The sequence below is a fragment of the Pusillimonas sp. NJUB218 genome (assembly GCF_003788685.1).
Lineage (GTDB): Bacteria > Pseudomonadota > Gammaproteobacteria > Burkholderiales > Burkholderiaceae_B > Neopusillimonas.
The window spans coordinates 262960-283558 of the sequence record NZ_NQMK01000001.1 but is presented as its reverse complement, the minus strand read 5'-3'; the positions used below and the strand labels follow the sequence as shown (position 1 = coordinate 283558).

General features: G+C 55.2%; 23 protein-coding genes. 11 read left to right on the top strand and 12 right to left on the bottom strand.

The features are described 5' to 3' along the window. Positions 1-4: 4 nt before the first annotated feature. Positions 5-349, bottom strand: coding sequence for a zinc ribbon domain-containing protein YjdM (locus tag CHR62_RS01315; RefSeq protein ID WP_123659757.1), 345 nt, complete (start codon positions 347-349; stop codon positions 5-7). A gap of 93 nt (positions 350-442) precedes the next feature. Further along, the gene (locus tag CHR62_RS01310; RefSeq protein ID WP_093969814.1) at positions 443-1339 is read right to left on the bottom strand and encodes a LysR family transcriptional regulator; all 897 of its coding nucleotides are present in this window, start codon (positions 1337-1339) and stop codon (positions 443-445) included. A 153-nt stretch (positions 1340-1492) separates the two neighbouring features. On the opposite strand from CHR62_RS01310, the gene CHR62_RS01305 reads away from it, so the two are divergent. From CHR62_RS01305 to CHR62_RS01275, 7 genes are all read left to right on the top strand, one after another. Next, on the top strand, positions 1493-2035 hold the full coding sequence (locus CHR62_RS01305) for a cytochrome b (RefSeq protein ID WP_123659756.1): 543 nt from the start codon (positions 1493-1495) through the stop codon (positions 2033-2035). A gap of 85 nt (positions 2036-2120) precedes the next feature. Beyond that, the gene (locus tag CHR62_RS01300; protein ID WP_093969816.1) at positions 2121-2693 is read left to right on the top strand and encodes a YceI family protein; all 573 of its coding nucleotides are present in this window, start codon (positions 2121-2123) and stop codon (positions 2691-2693) included. 100 nt (positions 2694-2793) lie between these two features. Beyond that, positions 2794-3363, top strand: coding sequence for a YceI family protein (locus CHR62_RS01295; protein WP_123659755.1), 570 nt, complete (start codon positions 2794-2796; stop codon positions 3361-3363). 213 nt (positions 3364-3576) lie between these two features. Then, positions 3577-4824 carry a SpoIIE family protein phosphatase gene (locus tag CHR62_RS01290; protein ID WP_255416169.1) on the top strand — a complete coding sequence of 416 codons (1248 nt, stop codon included), beginning with the start codon at positions 3577-3579 and terminating at the stop codon, positions 4822-4824. Beyond that, on the top strand, positions 4821-5414 hold the full coding sequence (locus CHR62_RS01285) for a SiaB family protein kinase (protein ID WP_233574790.1): 594 nt from the start codon (positions 4821-4823) through the stop codon (positions 5412-5414). The genes CHR62_RS01290 and CHR62_RS01285 overlap by 4 nt, the downstream gene beginning before the upstream one ends. A gap of 50 nt (positions 5415-5464) precedes the next feature. Next, positions 5465-5854, top strand: a complete 390-nt coding sequence (locus CHR62_RS01280) for a DUF1987 domain-containing protein (RefSeq protein ID WP_093969819.1) — start codon at positions 5465-5467, stop codon at positions 5852-5854. Positions 5855-5883: 29 nt separating this feature from the next. Beyond that, positions 5884-6555, top strand: a complete 672-nt coding sequence (locus CHR62_RS01275; RefSeq protein ID WP_123659932.1) for a GGDEF domain-containing protein — start codon at positions 5884-5886, stop codon at positions 6553-6555. Between the two features lie 132 nt (positions 6556-6687). Here the strand turns inward: CHR62_RS01275 and CHR62_RS01270 are convergent, their stop codons facing one another. Continuing rightward, the gene (locus tag CHR62_RS01270; RefSeq protein ID WP_123659754.1) at positions 6688-8859 is read right to left on the bottom strand and encodes a molybdopterin cofactor-binding domain-containing protein; all 2172 of its coding nucleotides are present in this window, start codon (positions 8857-8859) and stop codon (positions 6688-6690) included. Between the two features lie 11 nt (positions 8860-8870). Further along, on the bottom strand, positions 8871-9332 hold the full coding sequence (locus CHR62_RS01265; RefSeq protein WP_093969825.1) for a (2Fe-2S)-binding protein: 462 nt from the start codon (positions 9330-9332) through the stop codon (positions 8871-8873). 309 nt (positions 9333-9641) lie between these two features. Between CHR62_RS01265 and CHR62_RS01260 the strand changes: the two genes are divergently transcribed. Together CHR62_RS01260 and CHR62_RS01255 are read left to right on the top strand one after the other, a co-directional pair. Next, positions 9642-10661 (top strand): catalase family peroxidase, encoded by a 1020-nt coding sequence (locus tag CHR62_RS01260; RefSeq protein ID WP_123659753.1) that lies wholly within the window; start codon positions 9642-9644, stop codon positions 10659-10661. Beyond that, positions 10662-11204, top strand: a complete 543-nt coding sequence (locus CHR62_RS01255) for a cytochrome b (RefSeq protein WP_123659752.1) — start codon at positions 10662-10664, stop codon at positions 11202-11204. It abuts the gene before it with no gap. On the opposite strand, the gene CHR62_RS01250 is transcribed toward CHR62_RS01255, so the two are convergent. The 6 genes from CHR62_RS01250 to CHR62_RS01225 all read right to left on the bottom strand — a co-directional run bounded on the left by CHR62_RS01250 (position 11201) and on the right by CHR62_RS01225 (position 16861). After that, positions 11201-12529 (bottom strand): TRAP transporter large permease, encoded by a 1329-nt coding sequence (locus CHR62_RS01250; protein WP_123659751.1) that lies wholly within the window; start codon positions 12527-12529, stop codon positions 11201-11203. The genes CHR62_RS01255 and CHR62_RS01250 overlap by 4 nt on opposite strands. Continuing rightward, positions 12526-13098 (bottom strand): TRAP transporter small permease subunit, encoded by a 573-nt coding sequence (locus CHR62_RS01245; protein ID WP_123659750.1) that lies wholly within the window; start codon positions 13096-13098, stop codon positions 12526-12528. The genes CHR62_RS01250 and CHR62_RS01245 overlap by 4 nt, the downstream gene beginning before the upstream one ends. 72 nt (positions 13099-13170) lie before the next feature. After that, entirely contained in the window at positions 13171-14232 is a 1062-nt protein-coding gene (locus CHR62_RS01240) for a C4-dicarboxylate TRAP transporter substrate-binding protein (protein WP_199722873.1), read from the bottom strand. Positions 14233-14309: 77 nt separating this feature from the next. After that, positions 14310-15404, bottom strand: a complete 1095-nt coding sequence (locus tag CHR62_RS01235; protein WP_123659749.1) for an LLM class flavin-dependent oxidoreductase — start codon at positions 15402-15404, stop codon at positions 14310-14312. Between the two features lie 55 nt (positions 15405-15459). Beyond that, complete coding sequence (locus CHR62_RS01230; RefSeq protein WP_233574786.1) at positions 15460-15981, bottom strand: flavin reductase family protein; 522 nt, start codon at positions 15979-15981, stop codon at positions 15460-15462. Positions 15982-16081: 100 nt separating this feature from the next. Next, positions 16082-16861: an alpha/beta fold hydrolase gene (locus CHR62_RS01225; RefSeq protein WP_123659747.1), complete on the bottom strand. Its 780-nt coding sequence runs from the start codon at positions 16859-16861 to the stop codon at positions 16082-16084. Positions 16862-17001: 140 nt separating this feature from the next. On the opposite strand from CHR62_RS01225, the gene CHR62_RS01220 reads away from it, so the two are divergent. Both CHR62_RS01220 and CHR62_RS01215 read left to right on the top strand, forming a co-directional pair. After that, positions 17002-17694 carry a TetR/AcrR family transcriptional regulator gene (locus CHR62_RS01220; RefSeq protein ID WP_123659746.1) on the top strand — a complete coding sequence of 231 codons (693 nt, stop codon included), beginning with the start codon at positions 17002-17004 and terminating at the stop codon, positions 17692-17694. Between the two features lie 14 nt (positions 17695-17708). Further along, positions 17709-18362: an aspartate/glutamate racemase family protein gene (locus tag CHR62_RS01215; protein ID WP_123659745.1), complete on the top strand. Its 654-nt coding sequence runs from the start codon at positions 17709-17711 to the stop codon at positions 18360-18362. On the opposite strand, the gene CHR62_RS01210 is transcribed toward CHR62_RS01215, so the two are convergent. Both CHR62_RS01210 and CHR62_RS01205 read right to left on the bottom strand, forming a co-directional pair. Further along, positions 18363-18983, bottom strand: a complete 621-nt coding sequence (locus CHR62_RS01210; protein ID WP_123659744.1) for an NUDIX domain-containing protein — start codon at positions 18981-18983, stop codon at positions 18363-18365. Between the two features lie 29 nt (positions 18984-19012). Further along, on the bottom strand, positions 19013-20515 hold the full coding sequence (locus tag CHR62_RS01205) for a methyl-accepting chemotaxis protein (RefSeq protein WP_123659743.1): 1503 nt from the start codon (positions 20513-20515) through the stop codon (positions 19013-19015). Positions 20516-20599 lie beyond the last annotated feature (84 nt).

The following is a 20599-nucleotide window of genomic DNA, read 5'->3' as shown; positions in this document are numbered from 1 at the left end:
GTAATTACAGTACTTTCCTGACAAACTCGGATTTCAATTGCATGGCACCGAACCCGTCGATCTTGCAGTCAATATCATGATCGCCGTCAACCAAACGGATGTTCTTGACCTTGGTACCCACCTTAATCACACCGCCGGACCCTTTGAGTTTCAGGTCTTTGACTACGGTTACCGTGTCGCCATCGACCAGCACGTTACCGGCTGCGTCGCGATATACCTTGTCTTGCGAGACCTCGGTCGCTGTGTCCTGCGGGCTCCATTCGTGTGCGCACTCGGGGCATACATAGACAAGCCCGTCTTCGTAGGTATACACCGATTGGCATCGGGGGCAAGGGGGCAATTCACTCATTACGGTATCCATGAAATATGCAGCAACTGGCTAAACGACAAGACGCCATTGTATGCCCTGGCTGCACGGCACAAAGACCCAACACACCTGCCCCTACCCCAACACTTCTTTAAGCGTTTCTATAAAGGCCAGGGTTCGCTGGGGCAGCAGTTTTCGTCCCGGGGTCACGCACCACACATTCATTTTCGGCAAATGCCATTGCGGCAATACCCGCAACAGTTCGCCGCGATCGACATGCGGGCGGGCGAAGCTTTCGGACAAGCCAACAATACCCAGTCCCTGAACGGCCAAGGCCTGCTGCAGGCCCACCGAATTGGCAGACAACGTGCGCAAAGGCAAGCCTTCCCAGTGGTCGGTGTTGCTGCGGCTCAAACGCCATATTTGCTGGTCTCCGGCGCTGGTGACCAGAACGAGCCCGGTGTGGCCTTGAAGCTGCGATGGGTTTTGGGGCGTACCGTGCAGCGCCAAATACGCCGGCGACGCGTACAAGCCGTTGTGCAAGGTGATAATGCGCCGCGCGACCAGCGCGTTGTCGTCAGGTAACTGAGCGGCAACACGCACCGCAACATCGAAGCGCTCGGCGACCAAATCGACACGACGTGAAGACAAGTCGATGTCGAGCCGGACGTCGGGGTGACGGCGCGAGAATGCTGACAAAATCTGCACCAAAGACAGTTCGTGATATTCGGGGGGAAAAGAGACGCGCAAAATGCCCTGCGGCGTCACCTGCCGATGCAAAGCCAGCGCGGTCGCTGCTTCGGTATCATCGACCAGACGACGTGCGTACTCGAGCATGCGCTCGCCAAATTCGGTCAGCACCAGACGTCGGGTACTGCGCTGCATCAGGCGCTCACCAAACACGTTTTCCAGCTCTGCCAACCGCCGCGACAAGGTGGATTTGGGCAAACCCGTCAGGTCAGACGCACGCGTAAAACTGCCGGCGTCGACGATGTGTGCGAACAGAATCAGGTCGTTTGCGTACAGGTTCATGGTCATCAGCTTGGGCTATTGTCCCGTTTTTGGGAATATTAAAACCATTAAAGCCCATTTTTATCCATTTTTGTTTTCAATACAATGAAATGCTTAATGCCCATGGGAACCTTTCTACCCGGGCATCAGACCAACTTTGTTTTCGGAACCAAGATGAAGCAACGCTACTCCCGCACAGCAATTTTCTTGCACTGGCTCGTCGCTCTGGGCCTGGTGGGTACGTTTGCGCTGGGTTTCTACATGGAAGACCTGCCACTGTCGCCCAACAAGCTCAAGCTGTATTCGTGGCACAAATGGGCCGGTATGACGCTGTTTGCCCTCATCGTCGTTCGCGTGGCGTGGCGCCTGTCGCACCAACCTCCCGAACTCCCGGCATCGACAGGCCCCCTTGCCAAGCTGGCCGCCCATGCCGGGCATCTGCTGCTGTACGTACTTATGCTGCTTATCCCTCTTAGCGGCTGGTTAATGAGCTCTGCGCAGGGGTTCCCAGTGGTGTGGTTTGGCGTCGTGCCCCTGCCCGACCTGATACCCAAAGACAAAGCGCTGGGCGATGTGCTTCAAACCGTGCATGTCGTACTGAACTACACCCTACTGGCCTCGGTAATTGGCCACGTTGTTGCCGCGCTTTACCACCAACACATCAAAAAAGACGGCCTGCTGTCCCGCATGCTGCCGAGCTTTGACGCAAAAGCATAGAACGTTCGTACGTGACATACCGCCAAGGCCACAGGTCAGGCGTGATGAACGCATGTGAAAACAAACCCATACCAGAGGAACCAAGATGAAACTGACAACCTTACCTGCCCTTGCGCTGGCATTTGCAATGAGCTTTGGCACCGTCGCCCCGGCAACGGCCGCCACCTACACAACCCTTGATCCGGCGGCCAGCCACATCACGTTTGGCTACAGCCAGATGAACGTCAAGATGGATGGCAGCTTTGGCGAAATTTCGGCCAAAGAACTGCAGTTCGACCCTGCCAAACCCGAGGCGGCCAAAGTAACGCTTGATATCAAGCTGGCCAGTGTTGATGCCGGCTATGCCGAAGCCAATACAGAACTGGAAAAGGCCGAATGGCTGAACTTGGCGGCCCACCCGTTGGCGACCTTTACATCAAGTTCGGTCAAGGCCCTGGGCAATAACCAGTTTGAAGTGGCTGGCACCTTATCAATTAAAGGTCACTCCCAGGATATCGCCGTACCTGTCACCTTTACCGAAAAAGACGGCAAGGGCGAGTTTGAAGGCCAATTTACGTTCAAGCGGGGTGACTTCAAAATCGGCGAAGGCGAATGGGCTGACTTCAGCATTGTGGCCAACGACATTCAGGTCAAGTTCCATATTGTGACTACGCCATAGCCACTTTGCGGATTGTCACCGCGCCGCAACCTTTTTATAAGTTAATACGCACAGCGTCTCCAACGTTATCCATCAACCTGCACCTCTCCAAGGAATCATCATGAAAAAAACCCTGATTGCCGCCGCGTTTGCCACCATCTTTGCTGGCCAGGCCTTGGCCGCACCGCAAACTTACGTCATTGACTCCAGCCACACATTCCCACGGTTTTCTTACAACCACATGGGCATGTCGAAGCAAATTTTGCGCTTTAACAAAACTACTGGCACGGTTGTACTGGACAAGGCAGCTAAAGACGCCAAGGTCGATGTCACCATTGACACCACCAGCATCGACACCGGTTTCGAAGCCTTTGACGGCCACATCCAGGGCGCCGACTTCCTTGACACAGCCAAGTTTCCCACCGCTACATTCAAATCGAACAAAGTCGTCTTTGAAGGCGACAAACCTGTCAGCATCGAAGGTGACCTGACCATCAAGGGCATCACCAAGCCCGTCACCTTGACGGTCACGTCGTTCTTCAATGGCCCTCACCCCATGCTGAAAAAAGAAGCCGTGGGCGCAAACGCGACGACAGTCATCAAGCGCAGCGACTTTGGTGCAGGCAAATATGCGCCCGCCGTGGGTGACGAAGTCACTCTCGACATCGCGCTTGAAGCCATCGTCGAGTAAAACGTCTGCAACAATAATCAGCACAACAAATGACGGCGGCTTGATCGGTACCTTAACTCCCCGATCACCACCTCGTGCTGCGGTCCTGACACTGTTCTTAACCTTGTCACGCCGCCGTCATATGCCGCGTCTATCATTCACGCAGTAGCGTCGAGTCAACACAAATTCGACGCTACGTTGTTTACGTAATGCATGCGTACAGAGACGGCGACAGTGACATCCAAATTCAGCACCCACTCGGCGGTACCTCTAGCGAATCATCGCGCGACTGCCCGGCGGCTTGCCATCGACGTCCCAACCATCACGTCTGACATGACCAACGCCGATGTGCTGCACATTCTGGGCGAACATCGCGACTTGGTCAGCTTGCCTGTGCTTGAGGATGACCAGCCGATTGGCCTGATCAGCCGCAACATCTTCATGTCGCAGATGTCCAAGCCCTACTACCGCGAGCTATACGAAAAGAAAAGCTGCATTGCGTTTATGGACAAGTCACCCCTGATCGTGGACATTGACACACCCATAGAAACGCTGGCGGCCAAAGCGGTCGCCTCCGGCGACAAGACGCTAGCCGACGGGTTCATGTTTATAGAAGGCAATCGGTTTGCCGGCATAGGCGTCGGCCTTGACCTGATGCATGCACTGGTCGAGCTTCAAATCGAAAAAAACCGGCAAGTCATGCAAAGCATTGACTATGCCAGCACGATTCAACGCGCCATGCTGGGCGAGTCGTTGAATGCCATGCAGGCCACGCAGCAAGATGTTGCGATTGTCTGGGAGCCTCGCGACGTTGTGGGCGGCGACTTCTACCACTTTGAAATGTTTGCCAACGGCTGGTTCGCCGCGCTGGCCGACTGCACGGGGCACGGTGTACCGGGCGCCTTCCTTACACTGATCGCGTCGTCTTCGCTGCGACACGCACTAAACCAACATGGACCGCAAAATCCGGCGTTCCTGATGTCGGAGGTCAGCAAGGGAATGAAGCAAGCGCTGGGCCAACATGCACCAGGCAGCGCCGAGACCGCGTCGAATGACGGTATGGACGCCATCTTTATGTGGTTTGATGCCAGTCTTAATACGTTAACCAGCGCCCACGCCAAAATGCCGTTGTTTGTGTTGGCTGCAGACCAGGACGATGTGGTTGCCGTTGACGGCGAACGCCGCGGCCTGGGTTACCCCGACACACCCGCCGACGCCAACTGGACGAACCACACCACTTTACTGCGGCCTGGCACCCTTTTATTTGCGTGCACCGATGGCCTGATTGACCAGATTGGCGGCCCGAAAAATATTGCATTCGGTAAACGACGCCTACGGCAAGCGCTGCAAAAACATCGATCGCAAGACCTGACAGCACTTTTCGACATACTGATGAAAGAGCTACGCAGCTATCAGGGTGCCCAATTGCGTCGCGACGACCTCACACTTTTCGGCTTTCGTTTTCCAAGCAATCAACCATGATGAACGCCCAAGCGTTACCCACCACGAAGAACCATAGCTTGCACTGGCGTCTGTTTTGCCAGTGCGCCGAAGCACGCGAAATCATCTTCTATTACGAAGGCTATTTTTCGCAAACCATTATTGCCGCCGTGGCCGACGCGGTAAAACTGCGCACCGAACACGTTGGCGCGGCCAACACGACGCGACGCAAGCTGTTCTCGTCGTTCATTGAAATGACACAAAACATCATTCACTACTCGGTCGACGCCTACAACACGCGCAACGGTGAGCACTTCAATAATGAGATCAGGCACGGCTCGATCTGCATCTCGGCAGCAGCAGGGCGCTACTACCTGCATTGCGCAAACCCTGTCGACGCCAACGTAGCCGGGCAATTGCAAGGCAAACTGGCACACCTTCGCGGCTTGACCATTGACGATATCAAGCGCGAGTACAAGGAAAGCCTGCGCGCCGAGACCGCTGAGGACAGCAAAGGCGCCGGGCTGGGCCTGCTAACCGTCGCACGCGACGCAAGCGAACCACTGGAATTTGACTTCGTCCCCATTGAGGGTAGCCAAAACAAGTTTTTCTGCCTTAAAGCGACGATCTGACGCATGCAAGCCCTGCGCCTTTTACCTTGCTGCCCTTATCTGTAAAGACCATGAACAATATTTTCACTGCCGCCACAGCCAGTACGCCAGAAATCGACTTTAAGTTCGACGAACGGGTTCTGTGCATCAAAGGCGAGGCGTACCCCGAGAATGCCGCCCTGTTCTGGGGCGAATTGATTGGGAACGTCAAAGCATTCATTGACCAGAATGACAGCCGCGCCCCGGTCATCGTCGACGTTGCGCTGACCTACTTCAACAGCTCAAGTACAAAAATGCTGTTTTCGCTCTTTGATGCGTTAAATGAACTGGCGGCGAGCGGCACGCCAGTACTGCTGAACTGGTACCACGACGAAGACGATGACACTATTTATGAGTTTGGCCAGGAGTTGTGCGAAGATTTCGATAGCCTGACCTTTAGAGACCACGCGTTGCAAGGCTGACTGTGGACAAGGCATTGTTTGAGGCCGAAATGGCCGCGCTTGCGCGGGCCAACGCGGCACTGGCTTGCGGGTCGAGCTGTGCTCAGTTACGCGAAGCACTGGAAGACCTGACCGCGCACTATCACAGACTGATGCGGGAAACCCATCGGTTGATTCGGCATGGTGATCGTACCGAAGCAGAGCTCAATACCGTCAACACAAAGCTGCAGCAATTAAGCGCCGAACTGGAGTACAAAGCACGACACGACACACTGACAGGTAGCCTGAACCGTGGGGCGGTCTTTGATCTGGCCCGGCGTTACCTGACGCAAGCGCCGCTCTCGCTGATAATGCTGGATATCGATTTTTTTAAGCGTATCAACGATACCTACGGCCACCCTGTCGGCGACGCCGTCATTCGAGAGCTGGTCGAACGGCTACGCGCTGTGCTGGGCGACATGGGTAACATTGGCCGTGTTGGCGGAGAAGAGTTCACCATATTGCTGCCAAACATGTCGTTGCAATCTGCTGCCCAAATCGCAGAACGCATACGGGCCAATGTGGCCAATCAGGCCTTTGACTGTTTGCCAGAGCACCCCGTAACCGCAAGCTTTGGCATCAGCTGGAACACACCCGGCACGCCCTTTGAGCAAGCGTACTCAAGCGCCGACGCCGCACTTTATCAAGCCAAAAAACAAGGGCGCAATCAGGTAGTGTGCTGATCGACCGCTAAGGTTAGACAATCGCCCTAAGAAGCTTCCGACAAATCGCCTGCACCAACAAAAAACGGCCCCTTTCGGGGCCGTATAAACTGCTTGAACACGCGATGAGATCAAGCAGAACGCTAAGGCTGATTAAATAGTTTTGGGGAACGGTAGCTCGCGAACGCGCTTGCCGGTTAGCTTGAACACCGCTGCAGCCACCGCAGGGGCTACAGGGGGCAAGCCCACTTCACCCATCCCGCCGGGCGGGTTGTCGGTTGGGATAACCTTGACCTCGATAGGTGGCGTTTTATTGGCGCGCAACAACTGATACTTGTCGAAGTTAGTTTCCTGTACCTGACCGCCCTTGTAGACCAGACGCTCGTCCATCATGGCCGAAATCCCGAAAACAGCAGCGCCTTCGACCTGACTGCGAATATTGCGCGGCGAAATGGCATGACCACAATCGACAGCAGCCCATAGCTGGTGAATATGAGGACGGCCGTCTTTCATGGACACTTCGGCGATCATGGCAATATTGGTTGTCCAGGCATCAGAGAAGGCCAGACCCAACGCACGACCTTCGGCACGGGGCTTGCCCCAGCCGGCCATAGCGGCAACTTCTTTAAGCACAGCCTGAGCACGCGGCTTGTTCTGCAGAAGCTCAAGACGCAGTTCTAACGGGTCTTTTTTCGTGCTTTCGGCAATTTCATCCAGCAACGACTCGAGGGCAAACTTGGTGTAGCCCGCCCCTACGGCACGCCAAAATGACACATCGATGCCACGCTTTTCAAGGCAATGTTCGACCAATTGTCCAGGAATCTCGTAGATGCTGTCGGCCGCTTCCATGACGGGAGCGTCTTTGTTGCCCGCCGATTGATACGCTTTAGGATTGACGCGCGCGTAAATGCCTTCGGAGACCACGCGGTGATGCAAACCCACAACCTTGCCCTGCGCATCGAGCCCGGCCACCAAGTGCTGTGCGGTTAGCGGACGGCCGCGTGAACGCTGGAAGTCGTCTTCGCGTGTCCAGATGACGTGCACCGGCACACCCGGCATGGCCTTGGCCACAAGCAAAGCGTCAACCGCGTAATCGGCCTCGACGCGACGGCCATAACCGCCGCCCAACAGGGTGACATTAACGGTAATGTTTTCGGGCTTGAATTTACCAACAGCGGCAGCTGTACCCGTCACAATACTGGCCGCCTGTGCGGGGACCCAGAACTCGATTTTTTCGCCATCGACGCGCGCCGTACAGTTCATGGGCTCCATGGTGCACTGGGCCACGTGGTCGGTCGTGTAGGTCGCAGCAAAAGTACGGGCGGCACCTTTGAGTACGGCCGCGGCATCGCCTTCTTTGTGCCATACGTCGCCGGCGTCAGCAACTTGCTCGGCACGGGCGACGAACTCTTTAAGCGCTGTTGCGCTGTCGTACTTGCGAGCAGGTGATGTGTCGGACCACGTTACCTTGAGCAGATTGCGAGCTTTACGCGCCGTAGCGAACGAGTCGGCCACCACTGCCACACCATAAGGCAGCATGACGACTTGTTTGACGCCCTTAACGGCCAAAGCCGCCTTGTCGTCTACGGTTTCCGGCTTTTCGCCCTGAACCGGTGTGTACAAGACCGATGCCCAGACCATGTCGGGCAAGCGGAAATCGATACCGTATTGCGCCGTACCGTTAGACTTGGCCGGTAGATCGACGCGAGGCAGATCGGTACCGATGATTTTGAATTGAGACATCGGCTTAAGCATGGCCTTATCGACCTTGGGCGCTTCGATGTCGCCCTTAACCTGCGCGGCGGCTTCGCCGTACGTCATTTGACGGTTACTGGCCGCATGCTTAAGAACGCTTTTCTCGGCCACGATTTGATCGGCCGGTACACCCCATACCTGCGCTGCGACGTTGACCAAAGCCAGTTTGGCTTGCAGGCCGGCCAAACGCATGACGTCGTAGTAGCCCACCACGGTGCGCGACGAGCCGGTAACCATACCGCCGCCGAACTTAGGGTTACCGAACAGCTTGGCAATGCTGGGCGATTTTTCGACCCGTACGGTCGACCAGTCGAGCTCCATGTCTTCGGCCAAAATGGCGGGAATGGAAGTCATCGTGCCCTGCCCCATTTCGGAGCCTGGCGAGTAAATAAGTGTGCTGTTGTCGGGTGCAATACTGACCCACGCCACCGGGCTGAAGCCACCGGATTTGTTGGCGTCTTGTGCCGCTTGAGCCAGCGCGCTAAGGCTACCGCCCCCAAGCATGATACCGACAGCGGCCGAACCACTGCCCACGAGGAATGAACGACGCGAAATAGATTGAATAGTCATGTCGTTCCCCCTTATGACAAAGCTTTCTGGGCGTTGATGACTGCAGCAGCGACTTGGTTATAGGTACCGCAGCGGCAAAGGTTGCCTGACATTTCGGTCAGGACTTCCTCGCGAGACAGTGGTCCCTTTGCCTTTTTAAGCACGCCAGCGGCCGACATGATTTGACCCGACTGACAATAGCCGCACTGGGCGACCTGCTCGTCGATCCAGGCCTTTTCAAGCGCTTTGCCCGCATCGGTTTGCATGAAACCTTCGATGGTTGTGATGTTTTTACCCTTGACCGCCGCGACCGGCATGACACAGGACCGCATGGGTTCGCCATCGATGTGTACCGTACAGGCGCCGCATTGCGCCATACCACAGCCAAACTTTGTGCCAGTGAGCTCAAATTGCTCGCGCAGAACCCATAAAAGGGGGGTGTCGTCTGCTACATCTGCCGACACGGGCGCGCCGTTCAGGTTGAAATTAACCATACGAGTAGTCTCCGTCGTTTTCGATTCGTTATAGACCGCGGTTCAGTACACTGAAATACGGGTTCCTTACATTACCGACATCGGCGCCGCTTTGCAATTCACGCAACTCCCTATATGGCGTGCAATTCTCGACATGGCTTATGCATTCTGCTTATGACCCGGTTTTATTGCGGCAAATAGAGGAAAATCAGCAACCTGTCAGGCGTCCATGGTTCTAATGAAGATTCTGGGTAAACAGACGACTTGGATCTGCAACATGCGGGTTCATTGAACTGAATATCATCACAAAACAAATCTTTCTTTCTCACCATGAACTCTCACATTAAAGGCACGCTCGCCGTCGGCTTGATCGCCGCTGGCTTGGCACTGGCCTTTTCCTGGGCCGGCGGCATTTTCGGGCGCGACACACTTAACGCGCCTGACTTTGTCAACTTGCAACAAGGGGCAAAGCCTCACGCGGGCTTCCGTCGCGCACACGCCAAGGGCCTGTGCATTTCGGGCGAATTCGTCTCGAACGGAAATCTGGCGACGTACTCGGCAGCTCAGTTGTTTGAACAAGGCAGCACGCCTTTTACCGGTCGCTACTCGATTGGCGGCGGCAATCCCACGGCTCCTGATCTCGCATCCCCTGTGCGCAGCCTGGCGCTCAGCCTTGCACAGGCCAACGGCGAGCAGTGGCGTACCGCGATGAATACGCCGCCAGTGCTTGCAGTCGGCAACCCCGTCGATTTTTTTGAGCAATTGCAGTCTTTGCAACCTGACCCCGCCACCGGCAAGCCGGACCGCAACAAGATCATGGCGTTCTTCCAGGCGCACCCCGAGAGCGCAGCCTTCCTGGCATGGCAAAAGACGTACACACCTACCGCCAGCTTTGCATCAGAGCAGTTTCACGGGATTAATGCGTTCTACCTGGTCGACCGCAACGGTAAACAGCATGCCGTACGCTGGGCCGCGGTGCCGCGCTCTACCAACACAGAAACAACGCTTGACCGCGACAACCCGAATGCATTGCAAGAAGAGCTGATAAAAAGGCTGCAAAACGGGCCCGTGCAATACGACCTGGTATTCACATTCGCCAACGATTCCGATGTCATTGATAACGGGGCTATTCCTTGGGCTGGCGAGCGCAAGCAGATTACGGCCGGCACCATCAATATTACCCGCGCCGAAGACCAATCCACCGGCAATTGCAATGCCATCAACTTCGACCCGCTGGTGTTGCCCCGCGGCATCGCGCCTTCGGGCGACCCGATCTTGCGCGCCCGCAGCGCCGCCTATGCCGAGTCGTACCGTCGCCGCGCCCGCGAAACCTTGCTGGAATCGAATTAAATGAATACGCCACTTGTTTACCCGCTCGCCATGCGCTTGATGCACTGGGCCATGGCCATCATTATTTTGTCGTTGCTATTTTTAGGCGTGTCGATGGTCGACAGCCTGGCCCCTTGGCAAAACACCGCACTGCAAATTCACAAGCTACTGGGGCTGACTGCCTTGGTATTGGTGGTGCTTCGTTTGATTTTGCGCCTACGCCTGCCAACGCCGGACTTGCCTGAAGACTTGTCAGCCTTGCAAAAAGCCGGCGCCAAAGGCGCCCATGTTTTACTGTACGGCGCCATGCTGGCTATGCCGCTGTCGGGCTGGGCCATGCAAAGCGCCGCAGGCAACCCCGTGGTGTTGCCTTGGGGTACGGTGCTACCTGCCTTAGTACCCGAAGGGCTCAAGACTTACGGGCTGCTGCGCGAAATTCACGGCATAGTGGCGTGGCTGTTTATTGCCTTGGTTATTGCACACATCGCGGCCGCCCTGCACCACAAACTGGTACGGCGCGACGGTGTATTCGGCACCATGACGGGGTGCAACAGCCGGCGCTAACTACCTTGCACTACCGACGTCACCAATGCCGGAAAAGCAACGATCACGGCCATCACAGCCAGCATGGCGACCACAAATGGCATCGCACCATAAAAGACCGTGCCTAGGGGGACGCGCGGGTCATTCAGGGATGACTTGACGGCGAAGGCCGACAGCCCCAAAGGTGGCGTCAATAAGCCAATTTCGACAGCAATCAAGGTGACAATCCCAAAATGGATCAGGTCGAAGCCCAGGACCCTTGCGATGGGCACAGCGATAGGAACCACAATAAGAATGATCGAGCTGGAATCAAGAATCATACCCAGCAAGATAATCACGACAATGTAGGCCAGCAAAAAACCTTCGGGACCCAGTGCTCCCAAGAGGCCGGCAACTGCGTCGGGCACACCCGCCATGGTCAACATGCGGCTGTACATATTGGCGGCGATAATCAGGAACAGAATACTGACTGACACTAGCCCGGTTTCAACAAGAATTCGCCAGAAACTCTTCAGGCCGAGTCTGCCACGCGCCAACGCAATAGCCAACGCAAAAAATGCCCCCACGCCACCGGCCTCAGTGGGCGTAAATATGCCCGCATACAAGCCGCCGAGCACCAGCACCACCAACAGAATCACCGGGAAAATCAATCGCGCGGCCTCCGCCCCCGTCATTGCATTCTGCAGGGCCTTGACACTTGCTGACGCGTCGCGCCCTTTTGCAAAGGTAAAACGCGGAAAAAACTTCGCAAGAATCAGGATAGTTAAGCAGAACGCAACGGCCATCAAGATACCGGGGACAACACCTGCGATGAACATTTTTCCAATGGACTGTTCGGCCACAACCCCATAGATAATCATCAACAAGCTTGGCGGTATCAACATACCTAAAATTGAAGAGCCGGCAACCGTGCCTACGGCAAATTGAGGCGTGTATCCATACTTGAGCATTTCGGGGACGGCGACACGCGTAAATACAGCAGCCGACGCAATACTGATTCCGGTTACCGCCGCGAAAATGGTGTTGGCCATGACGGTAGCCATACCCAGACCGCCCAAAACCCGTCGCAAGGCCCACTCAGCCACGGCAAAGGTGTCTTTGCCTATACCCGACACCGCCACCAGCATACCCATCAAGACAAACAGAGGGATGGTGGCAAATAAATAATCTTGTATGCCACTGTAGGCCGCCATCGCCAGCAAACGCTCCGCGACGTCCCAGTTGTCCCGAACCAGCCAAACACCAACAAAAGACAATCCCAGTAATGCAACACCGATTTCCATCCCAATGGCGACAAAGACCACCATGCCGGCGATTAACAGCAGGCCAATGTGCAGTTCAGTCAATTTTTATCCCCGGCTACAAAGCGATTGGTGCGGCAGAACAAGGCCAACAACATGGCAAGCAAAGCAATAATCGAGCAGATCGAACCACCCGTAATTAGCGCCTTCAAAGGCCAGGACGCGAAAGAAAAAACGCCTTCAACACCGGCTTTTTCACCTTTGTCGATTGCGACCAAGGTGGCCGCCCAGCCTACCTTGGCCAATAAGGCAAAAATTGCCACCGAGAACAAGCCAAACAACACTTGCAACACGAGGCCCAACCAGCGCACATGCCGGTTCAACCAATGCATGACCAGGTCTGAACGCGTCATGCGATTGCGCAAAAACGCCGCAGGCAATTGCAGAAAAACAATGCCCACAACGGCATAGCCTGCCATTTCTGCGACGGCGGGTATCGGGTGGTTAAAAAAGGACCTTGCCACCACATCGGCACAAACCAGAAACATCACGGCGGCGATCCAGACAGAACCCAACGCACTCATGCCATCAAAAAACCGACCCAACGGGCTAGCCACCCAAGGCAACACCTCGTGGTGCCCGAGCTGGTCTATGTTCTTTTTACTGTTATCCATGCCATAGCACCCAGGCGGCACACCCGGGGATGTCAAACACACCCCCGGTATACCGCCAATCAACACATTAAATTACTGATCCCAGTTACGCGCAGGCTTTTGCCCCGAGGCACGTAATGCGTCCATGTAGTTGGCCAACACTTTGTCAGCATCTATACCTTTGGCTTTCAGGTCGGCAGCCCATTCTTTGGCGATATTGGGCATCGCATCGACCCATTTCTGCCGCTCCTCAGGGGCCATCTTGACAATCGTTGAGCCATCATCAGTCATCAACTTACGAGCCTCGGCATTACGCTTTTTATTCTCTTCAATGAGTTTATCGCCGTAGGCTTTGCCGGCTGCCGACAACGCCTCTTGCACTTCTTTAGGCAGCTTGTTGAAACGATCGAGTGACATCCCTACGCCCCCCAGGAACATGGAACCAATGCCCACCTCGGTGACGTGCTTTGCAACCTCGTAGACCCGCACACTTTGAATCCCGGTGAAATATGACACGGCGCCTTCGGTTACGCCGGTCTGAATATTGGTGTAATAGGTCGGGAAGCCGCCATCTACGGCGACAGCGCCTGTCCCCTGGAGCCAGCGCGCTGCGCTGCCGGGGGCGTTGATTCGACGTCCATTCAAGTCAGCAAAAGAACCCACCGGCTTGGTTGTCCAGAGGTCATAAGATTCAGTCACGATCGGACCAAGATACTTCACATTGTTGCCTTCCCACTCTTTGCGTACGGCGGCATTCTCGCGCACCAGCTTGTCCATGAGCGTGGCCTGCATCGTCATATCGTCGGTAGAAAACGGTGTGAAAAATGTCAGATTGGACAAGGGCATTGTGTCGGCTTCCCACAGGGTGCCTACATAACCAATATCAGTAATACCATCACGCACCGCTTCCATGGTGTCGGTCAACTTGTACAAGGTGCCGCCATAGGCTTCCTTCCAGCGGATTTGGTATTTGTTGCCCCCCTCTTTTAATAGCCGATCGACTTCGGGCTTAAAGAAATTCTGCATCATGCCGACGGGCGGGAATGTGGTCGGATGCGAGGATGCGATGGTGAGGTTGATAGTTTGCTGCGCTGACGCGCTCATGGAAAAGCTGAGTAAACCAATGGCGGCAATGCCGGACAGTCTCAATTTCATGATGTCTCCGTTTTATTTATATAACCACTTGACTACAACAACGACAAAGCACCTTCACACGTGTGACCTGCAGTGCTTTACCCCTTCCCGATTGCCGCGTTCAGTCGCGGCATGACCTCTTCGGCCATAAGCTGCATAGACCGTTTGCCCAAGGCAGTATCCTGCCAGTCGTGGCATGCGTATAGCAGCGTACCGAAGTCTCCGACCTGATCGCGAAAGGCCAATAACTGTTCGACGACCGAATCGACAGTGCCCGCGATAACCAGACGTTTGGTGACATACTCCGGCGTCACATCCGCATCCGGCATACTTTGATCAGTCTTGAACAAGTTGCCTCGCCCCCCGGCCGTCACCAGCTTGCGAACCAATTGCTTGAAATAAAAGTGATAGGGCCCTTCGGACGACAAGCCGTAACGTTGTGCCGTCTTCTCGTCGTCAGCCACAAATATGCTTTTTGCAACACGCCATTCATCGGGTTGTGCGACGGCACCTGTTGCCTCGCGACCCTCCACGTATTTTGGCCAATGCGTCTTGACCCATTCAGGCATCAAAAAATTGGCCGAAATAGGTTGCCACCCCCGCTTTGCCATTTCTGTCACGCCCTGCGAAAAAGGCGCGACGGCCGTACCGACAATCAGCGGATGAGGTTTCTGAAAAGGTTTCAAGATGAAGCCTTGACCGATCTCAGGAATCATTGTTTTGGCAACGGAGACGTTCCAGTATTTACCCTGAATATCGTACGGCGGCTCGGACTCCCAGATCTTCAACACCGTGTTTATGCTTTCGACAAACATCTCATTGCGGTTGGCACCGTAGTTGCCAAAAACCTCGGCATCGGACATCAACCCGCCAGGGCTGATGCCCATAATGAAACGCCCCTTCAACATGTGATCGAGCATTGCAGCCTGCGCCGCAACCGCCGCGGGGTGGGTGTTTGGCATATTGATTGTGCCTGTGCCCAGTTTTATCTGCGATGTTTCGGCAATCAGACTAGCCAGAAAAATCATGGAAGACGTCACGGTCTCTGCCGCATCGGTGACGTGCTCACCAACGTAAGCTTCTGTATACCCCAGGCGATCGGCCAGTAAGACGGCCTCGCGATCTTCTGCCAACGTTTCTGTCGGATTACGCCCCGGCGGGTGCAGGGGCATCATAAACATACCTAGTTTCATTCGATTCCTCGCCTTGAGTTGGCGTTGCCATTACCGGACACGCCGGAAAAAATGTTTAATTCGTTGCGTCCAGTCGGGTCAGCGCCTGCGCCTGGGCATACGCGCCACCGCAATACAACAGTGGTGATGTCGCCTCGTACGCATAGCGCTCGACTTGCCCCAAAAACAACTCGTGATCACCGACGGTGCGCGCGTCAATAATGACGCACTCCAACGTTGCGACACACCCTTCGAGCACGGGTTGCCCCTGCTCGTTTAGTCGATAGGCGACGCCTGCAAACTTGTCCTCAGCCGGGCGGGCGAACTGGTCGGACAACCGCACCTGATCTATCGCCAGCACATTGACGACAAAGCGACCGGCCCGTTTGAAGTTATTCAGATTCGGTGAACGTAAGGAAAGGCTCCACAAGACGATAGGAGGTTCGAGCGAGACCGTATTGAACGAGTTGGCGGTGATACCCACCATGCGACCGTCCGGCCCTGCTGTAGTCATCACCGTTACCCCGGTACCAAAACGCCCGAATGCACGTCTCAGATCTTTAGGATCGAAACCGGCCAAATCGGATTCCGTATTCATTACATGTGCTCCCATACGTCCAATCACACCCCGCTATTGATCGTTTGATCAATTCTAGTGATCGGATGATCAATATCGTATAGGTATTTTCCCGAAATCTTTACGATTGACACTCGATGGTTTCGATGAAATCCAGCATGCAGTGATTAAACCCGACGGGATTCTCGATATTGAGCAGATGAGGCCCGCGCATGCGTATGAGCTCAAACCCAGCACTGACAGCCGCGTAATCGGCAACAAACTGACTGGCCACGGCCGTGTCTTGCTCGCCCGTTACGAAACGCACCGGCATGGTCAGTGACGATAGCCGTGGCTGCAGTTGAAGCCCCGCCAAAACCCTTGCGCAGTCTGCAAATGCCAAGGCTGAAGTACCCTGCAATGTTGCCTCGACCGATGCTAGGGTTTCGGTATGCGCCGCAAGAAACTCCGATGTGAACCAACGCTCAAGCGTTGGCCTGACAACAGGCGTCATACCCTCACGCTCGACAAGCGCCGCACGCTGTTGCCACATAGCCCTTGCGGCGTCATCCATATGCAATCGAGAATTGACGACCATCAGGCTGTTTACACGTTCCGGCGCCCTCAACGCCAAGCCGACGCCAATGCACCCACCCAACGACAAACCAACGAAATGACTGCTCGAGATACCCAATTGCCGCCAAATCGCCAGCACATCATCCACGAGATCATCAAGATTCTGGGCCCGCAAACTATCTGTCGCACCGGGGTTGACGCCATGCCCCCTGACGTCATACACCAATACGTTGTAAGTGGAAGCCAGCGCCTTAACCTGCTCGCCCCACACCTCGTGACTTGAGCCAATAGGATGACTCAGCGTGACCCAGGCGTCGCCGCCCCGACCAAAAGTTTTATAGTTCATAAGTTCAAGTAAGAAAATGACGATGAGACACAACAAGACAAGTGATCAATAGATCATTAAAATACAGATTATCTTAAAAACCTTTTAACGTCACCCGCTTACTTCAAAACTCATATTTCGCCTGACAACCTAGAGTATTTATGTCTTTACCCTCCCCGACAATTGACAAGCCCACCCCCCGCAAGCGCATGTCTGCCGAAGCGCGCGAACGCGCAATCGTCGAGGGTGCAGTCGCCTTTTTTGCCGAAGTCGGGTTCGATGGCGACACACGCGAACTGGCGCGCCGTCTGGGCATCACACAGTCACTGATTTTCAAATACTTTCCAACAAAGGCAGCGCTTATCGAGCGCGTATATCAAGAGGTCTATGTCGGGCGATGGAACCCTTATTGGGAAGTCATCATTGCCGACCGCACGGCCCCCATCAAAGAGCGGCTTACCCGCCTGTATTGTGACTATTCAAAGACCGCCCTGACCTGGGACTGGGTCAGGCTGTTTATGTTTTCGGGCTTGCGCGGCGAAACCATCAACCATAGATACCTTGAGTTTTTGCGTAGCCGCGTACTCGAGCCCGTGGCCATTGAAATGCGCGCCGAGTTCGGGCTACCTACGGTCGATTCCGTCCCTCTGCTTACCGAAGAAATCGAATTGGTCTGGTCAATCAACGCCCGCATTTTCTACTACGGCCAACGCACCTGGATCTTCAATGTTCCGCTTGAAACTGACCTTGAAACGCTTGTCACCCTGACGATCGACCATTTCGTCGAAGGCGCAAAGGCTGTTCTGCCCAAATTGATCAAAGCGCACCAAGCCACTCTCCCGCTCACTCAATAACAACGCTTATTGCCATGACACGAATTGCATTGATTCACGCCCTTTCGCACTCGGTTTCGCCGGTAAACGTCGCCTTCGAATACGCTTGGCCCGAAGCCACAATCATGAACCTGCTAGACGACAGTTTGTCGAGCGACCTGGCACGCAACAACGGCATTGCCGACCCGGCCATGCACAAACGCTTTCTTACGTTGGGTGATTACGCTGTGTCTACGGGGGCAGACGCGATACTGTTTACCTGCTCGGCGTTCGGAACCTGCATTGAGGGCGTGGTGAAACAACACCCGACTATTCCGGTGCTTAAGCCGAACGAAGCCATGATCGCACAAGCGGCGGCGCACTACCGAAAGGTCGGCTTGCTTGCGTCATTCGGGCCAACACTCCAAAGTATGCCCGCCGAGTTCCCAAAGCATATTGATCTGGTACCTGGGCTAGCTGAAGGCGCCCTTGACGCATTGAACCGTGGGGACGTTAAGACTCACGATGCGGCCGCTGTGACAGCGGCGAAGAAACTAGCCGCCGAGGGTTGCGAGGCTATTGCATTGGCTCAATTCAGCCTGGCCCGAAGCGCGCCTGCCATAGCAGCCGCAACAGACTTGCCGGTGCTTACAACCATCGACAGCGCCATTGCCGAACTTAAACGCAGGCTATCGCATCGAGCCGAATAACTAGGCAGGCTGCCAATCCAGCGTCCAGGCCCCGTTACGTACGTTTTGCAGCCACAACATGCAAGTCAGTGTTTTGGCGTCGGTGATGCCACCGGCGCCGCACGCAGCAAGCACATCATCGACCCGCGCGATTTTCACTTCAAGAAATTCGTCGTGATCTAACTGTGCCTGACCGGGGCGCAAATCTTTGGCGAAAAAGATATGAATGACCTCGGTTGAGTAGGCAATCGCCAGGTCAAGCGCCCCGGCATAAGCCCATTGCCCGGCGGTGTAGCCCGTTTCTTCAAGCAGCTCACGCTGAGCGCACGCTAAAGGGGTTTCGTGAGGGTCGAGCTTGCCGGCGGGGAACTCGGTCATGACTTTGCCCACTGGATAACGATATTGCCTTTCAAGCAAGACCTGATCGTCTTCGAGCAGCGGAATAATGACTACCGCGCCGGGGTGAATGATGTATTCGCGACTAGCGGTATTGCCATTAGGCAGCCTGACCACATCACGACGCGCCTTCAGGAAGCTTCCTTCGTATACCGTGGTACTTTGAAGGGTAGTTTCAGTCAAATGCGCATCGGCGTCGCCCGCTTTAACGGGCGCCGACGACGAGGTGGAATATGTGCTGGACATGGCATTAGCGTTACGTTGAATACAAGGCTTTACTGTAACGCCAATCGGCTAAGCCCGCCTGTCAGCGCCCCTGGCTGAGCCTCCTGACCGTAGGCGTCGGCACGCTGCGCATCACGTGCATCAACCGTAAACACGGCCATCACCTCGGCAAGCATGTCCGACTCGTGTTCCAGACGCCTGACCGATAGATCGGTTTTACCGACCAACGCCATGTTCTCGTGAACAATGCCGTTGATTTGCCCGATGGCCTGACCCACTTCAAGAATACGTTGGCCCTGGGCCTCGTTTGCGTCCATGATTTCTTTGAAGGTTTTTGCAACATTGACGATGCCTTCAGACAAATCGCTCATGACATTACCCGTGCTTTCGATACGCGTTGTCCCCTCGGACACCTGATTGACCGACGCTTCGATAAGCCCTCGAATTTCTCGGGCAGCGTCGGCGCTACGTTGGGCCAGACTGCGTACCTCGCCGGCTACCACGGCAAACCCCCTACCTTCCGGGCCTGCCCGCGCAGCCTCAACTGCAGCATTCAAGGCCAGAATATTTGTCTGGAAAGCAATGCTGTCGATGACTGATGTGATGTCGGCAATTTTTGCCGATGTTTGACTGATGCCTTGCATCGTTTTAACGGACGCTTGCATTGCATCACTACCCTGCTCGGCCAGGGCCATGACGTGATCGACCTTCTTTTCTGCTTCTAGCGCCTGCTGGCGATCGTGCTTGACCGTGTCGCCAATAGACTGAATAGTCGCCACGGCCTGCTCGACCGCTTGGGCCTGTAAATGCGCACCGGCTTGTACATCGCGGTTACCGGAGGCAATGGCATCGACGGCGCCATGAATGGATATTGCCCCGGTACGCACCTGACCGACGGCACCGGCCACTGAAGACAACGCCGCCCAAAGCGCTCCTGCTGCCGGACTTTGTGGCTTTTCGGCAGGCAACGTCAGATCGATACCTTGGCCACCCTGAGCCAGCCGGTCGACCATATGACGCAACTCGGCAGCCTGCAAGGCATCGCGACGCAACCACACCGCAATAATGCACAAGGCGATCGATTCGGCCACAACATACGCAGCATGGGCTATCACGCGGCCAAAGCCAGGCTCGGTAAAACACAACACACCAAAGCCCAACTCTTGAAAATAATTGAAGCTTAAGTGGTGAATAGCAATTACCGCCGCAGCTACGACAATTACCAGCCAGTCGCGATAGCAAAGCAAAATGGCCAGCAGCACAAAAATCCCAAAGTGAAGCTCGGCAACACCCAGCGACTGTTGGATGTGCAGCGCGCAGAACATCATGACAGCCGCCGCAACCACCACGCGCGTCAGGCGCGAACCAGGCATGAGAAAAATGAAGGCCGTTGGCAAGGCCGCTAATGGCAAGCCAACCCCTACGGCCATCCCCCAAGTGTCGTACCAAGGGGCGAGCCCCAGCGCCATCACGAACAACAGCCACAGCACAGGCAACATGATGCGGTCCGCCTGACGATATTGCGTTGTCAATAAATCGGAAGAAGGTGTCATTGATTTGAGCTTTTGAAAGAGAGAAGAAGCAAAGGCCTGACCACGCTGCGTCTGGCCTTCAACGTCATCATGCACGTTGCAGAC

What these genes read in the sequence shown, in the direction of transcription:
- CHR62_RS01225 (WP_123659747.1), bottom strand. Translation starts at nt 16,861, where the DNA reads ATGAACTATAAAACTTTTGGTCGGGGCGGCGACGCCTGGGTCACGCTG.
- CHR62_RS01300 (WP_093969816.1), top strand. Translation starts at nt 2,121, where the DNA reads ATGAAACTGACAACCTTACCTGCCCTTGCGCTGGCATTTGCAATGAGC.
- CHR62_RS01285 (WP_233574790.1), top strand. Translation starts at nt 4,821, where the DNA reads ATGATGAACGCCCAAGCGTTACCCACCACGAAGAACCATAGCTTGCAC.
- CHR62_RS01245 (WP_123659750.1), bottom strand. Translation starts at nt 13,098, where the DNA reads ATGGATAACAGTAAAAAGAACATAGACCAGCTCGGGCACCACGAGGTG.
- CHR62_RS01310 (WP_093969814.1), bottom strand. Translation starts at nt 1,339, where the DNA reads ATGAACCTGTACGCAAACGACCTGATTCTGTTCGCACACATCGTCGAC.
- CHR62_RS01235 (WP_123659749.1), bottom strand. Translation starts at nt 15,404, where the DNA reads ATGAAACTAGGTATGTTTATGATGCCCCTGCACCCGCCGGGGCGTAAT.
- CHR62_RS01295 (WP_123659755.1), top strand. Translation starts at nt 2,794, where the DNA reads ATGAAAAAAACCCTGATTGCCGCCGCGTTTGCCACCATCTTTGCTGGC.
- CHR62_RS01220 (WP_123659746.1), top strand. Translation starts at nt 17,002, where the DNA reads ATGTCTTTACCCTCCCCGACAATTGACAAGCCCACCCCCCGCAAGCGC.
- CHR62_RS01275 (WP_123659932.1), top strand. Translation starts at nt 5,884, where the DNA reads ATGGCCGCGCTTGCGCGGGCCAACGCGGCACTGGCTTGCGGGTCGAGC.
- CHR62_RS01305 (WP_123659756.1), top strand. Translation starts at nt 1,493, where the DNA reads ATGAAGCAACGCTACTCCCGCACAGCAATTTTCTTGCACTGGCTCGTC.
- CHR62_RS01210 (WP_123659744.1), bottom strand. Translation starts at nt 18,983, where the DNA reads ATGTCCAGCACATATTCCACCTCGTCGTCGGCGCCCGTTAAAGCGGGC.
- CHR62_RS01270 (WP_123659754.1), bottom strand. Translation starts at nt 8,859, where the DNA reads ATGACTATTCAATCTATTTCGCGTCGTTCATTCCTCGTGGGCAGTGGT.
- CHR62_RS01255 (WP_123659752.1), top strand. Translation starts at nt 10,662, where the DNA reads ATGAATACGCCACTTGTTTACCCGCTCGCCATGCGCTTGATGCACTGG.
- CHR62_RS01265 (WP_093969825.1), bottom strand. Translation starts at nt 9,332, where the DNA reads ATGGTTAATTTCAACCTGAACGGCGCGCCCGTGTCGGCAGATGTAGCA.
- CHR62_RS01205 (WP_123659743.1), bottom strand. Translation starts at nt 20,515, where the DNA reads ATGACACCTTCTTCCGATTTATTGACAACGCAATATCGTCAGGCGGAC.
- CHR62_RS01315 (WP_123659757.1), bottom strand. Translation starts at nt 349, where the DNA reads ATGAGTGAATTGCCCCCTTGCCCCCGATGCCAATCGGTGTATACCTAC.
- CHR62_RS01230 (WP_233574786.1), bottom strand. Translation starts at nt 15,981, where the DNA reads ATGAATACGGAATCCGATTTGGCCGGTTTCGATCCTAAAGATCTGAGA.
- CHR62_RS01215 (WP_123659745.1), top strand. Translation starts at nt 17,709, where the DNA reads ATGACACGAATTGCATTGATTCACGCCCTTTCGCACTCGGTTTCGCCG.
- CHR62_RS01280 (WP_093969819.1), top strand. Translation starts at nt 5,465, where the DNA reads ATGAACAATATTTTCACTGCCGCCACAGCCAGTACGCCAGAAATCGAC.
- CHR62_RS01260 (WP_123659753.1), top strand. Translation starts at nt 9,642, where the DNA reads ATGAACTCTCACATTAAAGGCACGCTCGCCGTCGGCTTGATCGCCGCT.
- CHR62_RS01240 (WP_199722873.1), bottom strand. Translation starts at nt 14,232, where the DNA reads ATGAAATTGAGACTGTCCGGCATTGCCGCCATTGGTTTACTCAGCTTT.